Source organism: Embleya hyalina, assembly GCF_003967355.1.
In the GTDB taxonomy this organism is placed as follows: domain Bacteria; phylum Actinomycetota; class Actinomycetes; order Streptomycetales; family Streptomycetaceae; genus Embleya; species Embleya hyalina.
Map to the genome: position 1 here is coordinate 580,114 of NZ_BIFH01000016.1, position 8,135 is coordinate 588,248.

The window sequence follows — 8,135 nt, forward strand, 5'->3', positions numbered from 1 at the left end:
GGTGTCGCCGGCTTACGGCTTTCCGAGCGACGTGAGGAGCTTTTCGGATTCGGAGATCGCGGCGGCCGCGGTCTTGCCTCGGTGCTGGGACATGACCGCGCCGATGATCAGGTGCTTGCGGCCGTTGATTTGGCGTTCGGCGGCGAAGACCAGGTTGGCGCCGGCGGGGGTGGTGAAGCCGGTCTTGCCGGCGACCACGCCGTCGTGGCCCAGGAGGGAGTTCCCGTTGGACTTGGTGGCTCGGGCGGAGTCGGTGTAGGAGGGGACGCCGGCGATCGAGGCGAAGCCCGGGTCGCGCATGGCCGCGCCGAACAGCTTGACCTGGTCGGCGGCGGTGCTCACGGTGGCCGGGTCGAAGCCGCTGGGGTCGGTGTACGTGGTGTTCGTCATGCCCAATTCCCGGGCGGTGCGGTTCATGCGGGCCACGAAGGCCGCGTCGCCGCCGTCGACCCAGCGGGCGATCTCGTGCGCGATGTTGTTCGCCGACACCACCATCAGCGCCTCCAGGGCCCGGCGTTGGGTGAAGGACTCGCCCGCCGTCACCGGGGTCAGGCTCTCCGAGCGACGCATCCGGTCGGCGGAACGGGCGGCCTCCTCGGCGGAGATGGTGAAGGACGGTCCCGAGGCGCCGGTCGCGAGCGGCTTGGCCTTGAGGAAGACGTACGCCGTCATCACCTTGGCCACGCTCGCGGTCGGTGTCGGCTTGGCGGTGCCGGAGGTGAGCGGCGTGCGTACGCCGTCCACGGACAGCGCCGCCTGGCCGTCCTTGGGCCAGCTGGGTTGGAGCGTGAGGTCGCCGCCACTGGCGGAGACGGTCGCGGTCACCGGCACGGCACGCGTGGCCGGCCCGACATCGTCCGCACAACCGGCGGTCAGCGCGAGCAACGCCCCGACGACCAGTGCGACGGGGCCTCGCAACGACCGACGACGTCCGGCGAGGGCGGCACGGCGCCGCACGCGGGCCCCGGCGTCCGCGGCGGTGGGCGCGAGAACGATGGTGGCGGATCCGGCGCCGGGGCCGGGGGCGGGCCCGGCAACCGGGCCGGGAGCGGTCTCGGTGATGGGAGCGGCGGCGGGATCGACAGCGGAGGCAGGGGCGGAGGCGCCCGGGGCCGGCGCGAGGGCCGGGCCCGCGACGCGGGCGGCGACAGGGTCGGCGGTGGCCGCGACCGGCGTGGGCCGGGAGCTTCCGGCGTGGTGTGCCGTACCGCCGTGGGGAGCGTCGGCCCCGGCTTCCGTTGCTTTCGGGGTGGTCGCCCGCGTTGTGGCGACGTCGTGAGGCTTCATGGGAACGACCATGGCGACCTCGGATGACCGCATTCGGCCGGGAACAAGACCGTTGTGTCACAACCCGCGCGATCGGCCGGTGGAGCGGGATTCGGGGCGGGGGACTGTTCGATACTGACCCAATGGTTCGTGTGCTCTTGATCGAAGACGACCCCGCCGTGGCCGAGGGTTTGGCCATCGGGCTGCGCCGGCAGGGCTACACCGCCGAGGTGCGGCACAGCGGCGAGGAGGGGCTGGTCGGGGTGGTCGAATTCGATCCCGACCTCGTCGTGCTGGACGTGATGCTGCCCGGCATCGACGGCTTCGAGGTGTGCCGGCGGATCCGGCGGGCCGGCACGCTGCCGGTGATCATGTTGACCGCGCGTGACGAGGACATGGATATCGTGGTGGGTCTGGAAGCCGGTGCCGACGACTACGTGGTCAAGCCGGTGCAGTCCAGGGTCCTGGAGGCGCGGATCCGCGCGGTACTGCGGCGCGCCGACTCGGCCACGCCCGCCGGTCGACGCGAGGTGCACGGCGACCTGACCCTGGATCGCACCGCGCTGACCGTGTCCAAGGGCGGCCGGCCGATCCCCCTCGCCCCCTCCGAACTGCGGCTGCTGCTGGCGCTGTCCGCCGCCCCCGGCCGGGTGTTCAGCCGGGGCCAGCTGCTCGAAGCGGTTTGGGAACACCCGTTCCTGGGCGACAGCCGCCTGGTGGACGCGTGTGTCAAACGGCTGCGGATCAAGATCGAGGACGCGGAGCGGCCCGCCCGATACATCCAGACCGTGCGTGGCTTCGGCTATCGTTTCGGCCCGCTGTGATCGGGTCCGGTGCCGTGCTGCGTGGGCTGCGTGCCACGCCGCGTGCGGTGCTGCGCGGGCTGCGCGGCCTGCGGGTGCGGCTGGCGGCGGCCTGTCTGCTGGTGGCCATGTTCGCCGCGCTGACGACGGCCGCGCTGACCTACCGCGAGGCGCGCGGCGCGATGCTGCAGCGGGCCCAGGACTCGACGGTGCACTCGGTACGCGACCGGGTACAGACCGTCGCGCGGTTGACGCCGTTCCCGCCCGACCAGGCCGCGCTGGAGCGGATCGCCGCGCTCGTGGACCCGCGCACCCGCACGGACCACTGGGCGGTGGCGGTCGGGTTCCGGGACCTGTGGGCGACGACCAATCGCGACTTCGGGCCGAGCGAGATCCCCACCGAACTGCGGGACACCGTCGCCACGCGCACCGCGACCGCCTTCCAACGGGTACACCGCAACGGACGGGTACTGCTCGCGGTCGGTGTGCCGATCGCGTTCAGCGGCCCGGGCCGGACCACCGCCTCCGGGGTGGAGGTCTACGTGATGACCCCGATGCAGACCCAGGTGCAGGAGGAGGCCGCCCTGGTCCGCGCCGCGCGCAACGGCGCCATCCCCGCGGTGCTGGCCGCGCTGGTCCTCGCGCTGATCGTCGCGGGCGGCGTACTGCGCCCGGTCCGCGCCCTGCAGCGGGCCACCCGGCGACTGGCCCGGGGTCGCCTGGACACCCGGCTCCAGGTCAAGGGTGGGGACGAACTGGCCGAGCTGGCCCAGGACTTCAACCACACCGCGGCGGCGTTGGAGGAACACGACGCGCGGCTGCGCAGACTGGAGGCGCGGGCCCGGGCGTTCGCCGCCGACGTCTCGCACGAACTGCGCACCCCGCTGGCCGCGATGACCGCGGTGACCGACGTACTGGACGAGGACGCCGCGGCCGAACAGTTGAACCCCGACACGGCCGCGGCGCTGCGGCTGATCTCCTCCGAGACCGGCAAGCTCACCCGGCTGGTCGACGACCTGATGGAGATCTCCCGCTTCGACGCGCGCGCCGCCGCGCTGCACGTGGACGAGTTGGACATGGCGGAGGCGGTTCGCCGCTGCCTGGCCGCGCGGGGATGGCGGGACGCGGTGGCGACCCGGCTGCCGGAGGGGATCCGGGCCGAGGTCGACCCGCGTCGGCTGGACGTGGTGGTGGCCAACCTGGTCGGCAACGCGCTGCGCCACGGTGCGCCGCCGGTGGAGGTGGCGTTGGCGGCCGAGCGGCGCGACGACGGCGACTGGGTCGTACTCACCGTCGCCGACCGGGGCCCCGGACTCGCCGCGGAAACCCTGGATCGGGTCTTCGAGCGTTTCTTCAAGGCCGACGCGGCGCGCACCCGTTCGTCCGGCAGCGGCCTGGGCATGGCGATCACGCTGGAGAACGTCCGGCTGCACGACGGACTCATCCGGGCGGCGAACCGGCCCGACGGGGGCGCGGAGTTCACGGTGGAACTGCCTCGCCACGCCCGCGTCGGCGCCGAAGGTCGGGAGGACGGATGAGGGTGCGGCGGATGCGGACGCGGATGGTGACGGAGCGCGGGAACGGGATCGTCCGGCTGCGACCGCCGTTCCTGGCGGCGGTGTTGCTCGCGGTCGGGGCCGGCTGCGGGATTCCGGCCACCGGCGCGATCGAGGCGGGTCAGCCGGCCGACGGCATCATCCCGCCCGCCGACGCGAATCATCCGAGCGGGGTGTACGTGTACATGGTCGACGCCCACCGGGTTGTCCCCGAGTTGCGCACCTCGTCCGGCGGCGACAGTCCGCAGGCCGCGATCGACCTGCTGCTGGCGGGGCCGACGCGGGAGGAGTCGCTGGTGGGTGTGAGTACGGCGATCCCGGCGGGGGTCGGCCCCGCGCGGGTGACGGTGGTCGAGCGCGGCACGCTCCGGGTGGAGATGGCCGGCGCGAGTCCGCTCGGCGAGACCGCGCTGGAGCAGGTGATCTGTACCGCCGCGACGGCCGGCAGCCGCAACCTCCCCGGTGGCGGCTCGGGCGTGGTCTCGGTGATCACCCCGGTCCAGCGCGCCGAGAACCGGGCCTGCCCGACGTCGCTCGTCGGGAGCTCCGGCGGCTCCGGGAGCGCGCTCCCGCCTCGTCAGCCCGGCTCGGGGCCGGAAACCGCCGAGGAGGTGGCCCCCGGCCGCCTTCCGCCTGTTGTCCCGACGGCCCGCTGATCGAGGGGGTGGTGGTGGACGGGGGTTTTCGACGGTGAATCAACGCGCGTAGATACTGTTGGATCCGAAAAAACTAGGAGTAGGCTCCGAAATAGGAGCTGACTCTCAAGAAAAGTGTCCGCTCTCATGGCGAGTCGAGCGTCGACGAGGGGACACCACATGGGCGCGACGGGGATGGCGGGCGCGGCGGGTACGGCGATGGGTGCGGTCGGAGCCGGGCGGCGCAGATGGTGGGCGTTGGCCGCGTTGAGTCTGGCCATGTTGGCGGTGGGGCTGGACGGCACGGTACTGAGTGTGGCCCTGCCGAGATTGGCGGGTGATCTGGAGGCGACCGCCTCGGATTTGCAGTGGTTCTCGTCCTCGTACCTGCTGTTCCTGGCGGCGGCGATGTTGCCGATGGGGCTGCTCGGCGACCGTCTGGGGCACAAGCGGGTGTTGGTCGCCTCGCTGTCGCTGTTCGCGCTGTCGTCGGCGGGCTGTGCGTATGCCGCGACGCCCGGGTGGTTCATCGCGGCGCGTTCGGTGCTCGGGGTGGCCGGTGCGGGCATCGTGGTGATGGCGTTGTCGGCGTTGACGGTGTTGTTCCCGGCGGCCGAGCGGCCGAGGGCCGTGGGGGTGTGGTCGGCGGCGAACTTCCTCGCGCTGCCGCTGGGTCCGCTGCTCGGTGGGTGGATGCTGACGCATCTCTGGTGGGGGTGGGTGTTCCTGATCAACGTGCCGGTCGCGTTGGTGGGCGTGGTGGTGGTGTCGGTGTTGGTCCCGAAGGCGGTGCCCGAGGCCGTCGTGGGGCGTCGGTCGCGGCCGGATCCGGTCGGGGTGTCGTTGTCCACCGGTGGACTGGTGTGTGTGACGCTCGGGTTGATCCGGGCGGGGGAGTACGGCCGGCACGACGCGTGGGCCTGGGCGGCGACCGGCGGCGGTTTGGTGCTACTCGCCGCGTTCGGACGATACGAGCATCGACTCGGGAGCCGGCCCGGTAGGCAACCCCTGCTGGATTTACGGGTGTTCGCGGCGGCGTCGTACACGTGGGGCGTGGTGCTGATCGGTATCGCGGTGTTCGCGAACATCGGGGTGCTGTTCACGATGCCGCAGTACTTCCAGGCGGTGCGCGGCACGGACGCGATGGGTTCGGGGCTGCGGTTGTTGCCGATCATCGGCGGGTTGGTGATCGGTGCGGTGCCGGCGGATCGAGTGGCCCGCCTGTTGGGGGTCAAGGTCGCGGTGGCGGTCGGCTTCGTGCTGATGGCGGCGGGGCTGCTGATGGGTGGGGCGACGAGTGTGGGGTCGAGCGCGTGGTTCGTCGCGTTGTGGATGGGGTTGAGCGGGGCGGGGATGGGACTGGCCATGGCGACGTCGACGGCCGCGGCGCTGTCGGAGGTGTCGCAGGGGCGCAGCGGGGTGGAGGCCGCGGTGTTGCAGGCGGTGAACAAGGTGGGTGCGCCGTTCGGTTCGGCGATTCTGGGCAGTGTGTCGCTGACGGGGTATCGGGATCGGCTGCGGGTTCCGGATCTGTCCGCCGCCGACCTGTCCACCGCCCGCTCCGGGGTGTTCGGCGGCGCGGAGGTCGCGGGCAGGGTCGGCTCGGCGCCGATGTCGGCCTCGGTGCGGGGGGCGTTCGTGCACGGTATGGATCTGGCCCTGCTCGTGTCGGGCGGCGTCGCGGTGCTCGGGTTGATCGTCGCGCTCGTGTTCATGCCGGGGGTGGGGGCCGGGCGAGACCGGGCGGGGCGAGGCGGCGTGGGTGGTTCGGCGTCGGGATCCCAACCGGTGGGCGTGGACGGGTGATCGGCGACCCCGGATCGAGTAGGGGGCGATCGGACCCCGGGTAAGGGCCGGATCAGGGGTTCCCCCGGTCGCGGTCGGGTTCATACGCTGACCGAGCCAACCGGTTGACCGCCGGGTCGTCGCGGCCGGCGACGGCCGGGCAAGGCACGACCGGAGCGCGGGGGGTCGCGTCGGCCGCCGGAGGGGATCCGGGAACGCCGTACGCGCCGGGTCATCGTACGCACCGGATCACCGTCATCGAACTCCCGTCGGATCGGCCGGGGTTCGCGGACGCGCGGTCCGGGACCAGCGCCGAAGGGAGCCGCGCCATGCATGTGTCGCGCCGGGACGAGGTCGAGGGGTTCGCCGGGGCCGAAGGGTCGCCGGGGGGTGGGATGTTCGCCGAGGCCGAGGGCTCTGCCGGGGACGAGGGGTTCGCCGAGGTCGCGGCGGGGCTGATCGCCCGGCACTGGGGAGGGGCCGCCGCCGCGCCGACGGGGGACCTGGATCGACTGTGGGAAATGGGCGCCGGGCACGGCTGGTTCGACCTCGGGCGCGAGGACGATCTCGCCGCCTCGATCACCCTGGCCCGGGTGCTCGGTCGGGCCGCGTGTCCGTTGCCGGTGTCGGAGGGATTCGTGGCGGCACGGTTGTTCGCCGAACATGTCGGACTGGCCGCGGCGATCGGCGACGGTGGCGTCCGGGTGGCGACGGCGTTGCCGGGTGATCCGGGGCTGCCGGGGGCCGGTTGCCTGGTCGAGGCGGGCGACGTCGCCGGCCACGTCCTGCGACTGCCGCCCGGCGGTGGGCCGATGGGGCTGCATCGGATCGAGGCGGTCGACCCGGTCGAGGACTTGGCGGTGCCGGGGTGGACGCGGGCCCGACTCGGCTCGGCGCTGGCCTACCTCGAACTCTCCGCCGCCGAGGCCGATCGCGCGGTGACGGTGCTGCGGCTGGGCTGGGCCGCGCGAGCGCTCGGCGCCGCGGAACGGGCCGCGGGGTCGGCGCTCGCGCACGCCAGGGTGCGTACCCGGGCCGGCGAGCCGGTGGGTGCGTTCGCCGCCGTGCGGCAGCGGGCCGATCGCATGGAACTGGGGGCGGGCGATCTGTTGATCGCCGATGCGGTGCGGCGCTACGCGGAGGGGGCGGGCGATTGGGCGATCGCGGCGGAGCTGGCCGTCGCGCAGATCCGGCGGGTCGCGCCGCGGGTACGGTTCGGCGCGCACCACGAGCCGGGCGTGGCCGGTTGCTCCGACGAACACGAGACGCCGTGGTTGTTCCATCGGGTACGGGCCGACCTGGCCCGCCTGCGCGCGTTCGCGGCGCCCGGCGGGGACGCGGCGGATCGGCTGCTGGAGGGGGCCCCGGGCGGCGACGCCGCCGCGGGCGCCGCCGTGCACGGGGCGGGTGTCCGCACGTCCGCCCTGCCGGACCCGTGGCTGGGACCGGACGGCGAGGCCCTGCGGGAGGCGTGCCGGAAGGTGGCGTCGGGGCGGTGGGGGCCGACGGCGTCGGGAGCGGAGGGGGCGCCGGACACGGGGCCGGGACCGGCGCGGGAGTCGGAATCGAAGCGGGAACCCGGACCGGAGCCGGAGCCGGAATCGACGTCGAGCCCGGAGGCGGGCTCGGGTTCGCAGCCGAGGCCGGAGCCCACGAACGCGGCAGAACTCTCGCCGGATTCGGCGCCACCACCGCCGTTGCCCGCCTCCGCCTCGACCGGGCCCGCCTCCGCCGCACCTGCGCCCGCCGTACCCGTCCCGGCCCCACCTGCCTCCACCGCGCCCGCGACCACCACGCCCACGTCCGTCTCGGGCGCGCCCGAGTCCGCTGCATCGGCCTCTGCTGCACTCGCGTCCGCCGTCTCGGCCGCGCCTGCCTCCACCGCGCCCGCGACCGCCACGCCCATGTCCGTCTCGGGCGCGCCCGAGTCCGCTGCATCGGCCTCTGCTGCACTCGCGTCCGCCGTCTCGGCCGCGCCGGCCTCCGCTGCGCCCGTGACCGCGACGCCCAGGTCGGCCTCGCCCACCTTGGCTGCGCCGGCGTCCGCCTCGGGTGCGTCCGAGTCGGCTGCGTCCGCGTCTGCTGTGCCC

6 protein-coding genes are annotated in these 8,135 nt (G+C 73.8%); 5 read left to right on the forward strand and 1 reads right to left on the reverse strand.

The features are described from left to right. Window positions 1-12 precede the first annotated feature (12 nt). A complete protein-coding gene (locus EMA17_RS13205; protein WP_126637115.1) occupies window positions 13-918 on the reverse strand; it encodes a D-alanyl-D-alanine carboxypeptidase family protein in 906 nt (301 codons plus the stop codon). Between the two features lie 491 nt (window positions 919-1,409). On the opposite strand from EMA17_RS13205, the gene EMA17_RS13210 reads away from it, so the two are divergent. The 5 genes from EMA17_RS13210 to EMA17_RS51720 all read left to right on the forward strand — a co-directional run. Further along, the gene (locus EMA17_RS13210; protein ID WP_126637116.1) at window positions 1,410-2,090 is read left to right on the forward strand and encodes a response regulator; all 681 of its coding nucleotides are present in this window, start codon (window positions 1,410-1,412) and stop codon (window positions 2,088-2,090) included. Then, window positions 2,087-3,607, forward strand: a complete 1,521-nt coding sequence (locus EMA17_RS13215; RefSeq protein ID WP_246126630.1) for an ATP-binding protein — start codon at window positions 2,087-2,089, stop codon at window positions 3,605-3,607. Before EMA17_RS13210 ends, EMA17_RS13215 begins: the two co-directional genes overlap by 4 nt. Window positions 3,608-3,618: 11 nt before the next feature. Then, window positions 3,619-4,281, forward strand: a complete 663-nt coding sequence (locus EMA17_RS13220) for a GerMN domain-containing protein (RefSeq protein ID WP_126637117.1) — start codon at window positions 3,619-3,621, stop codon at window positions 4,279-4,281. A 159-nt stretch (window positions 4,282-4,440) separates the two neighbouring features. Further along, a complete protein-coding gene (locus tag EMA17_RS13225; protein WP_218042776.1) occupies window positions 4,441-6,066 on the forward strand; it encodes an MFS transporter in 1,626 nt (541 codons plus the stop codon). A 308-nt stretch (window positions 6,067-6,374) separates the two neighbouring features. Beyond that, window positions 6,375-8,135: acyl-CoA dehydrogenase family protein (locus EMA17_RS51720; protein WP_218042778.1), on the forward strand; the 1,761-nt coding region annotated here is incomplete at its 3' end.

What these genes read in the sequence shown, in the direction of transcription:
- EMA17_RS13220 (WP_126637117.1), top strand. Translation starts at nt 3,619, where the DNA reads ATGCGGACGCGGATGGTGACGGAGCGCGGGAACGGGATCGTCCGGCTG.
- EMA17_RS13210 (WP_126637116.1), top strand. Translation starts at nt 1,410, where the DNA reads ATGGTTCGTGTGCTCTTGATCGAAGACGACCCCGCCGTGGCCGAGGGT.
- EMA17_RS13225 (WP_218042776.1), top strand. Translation starts at nt 4,441, where the DNA reads ATGGGCGCGACGGGGATGGCGGGCGCGGCGGGTACGGCGATGGGTGCG.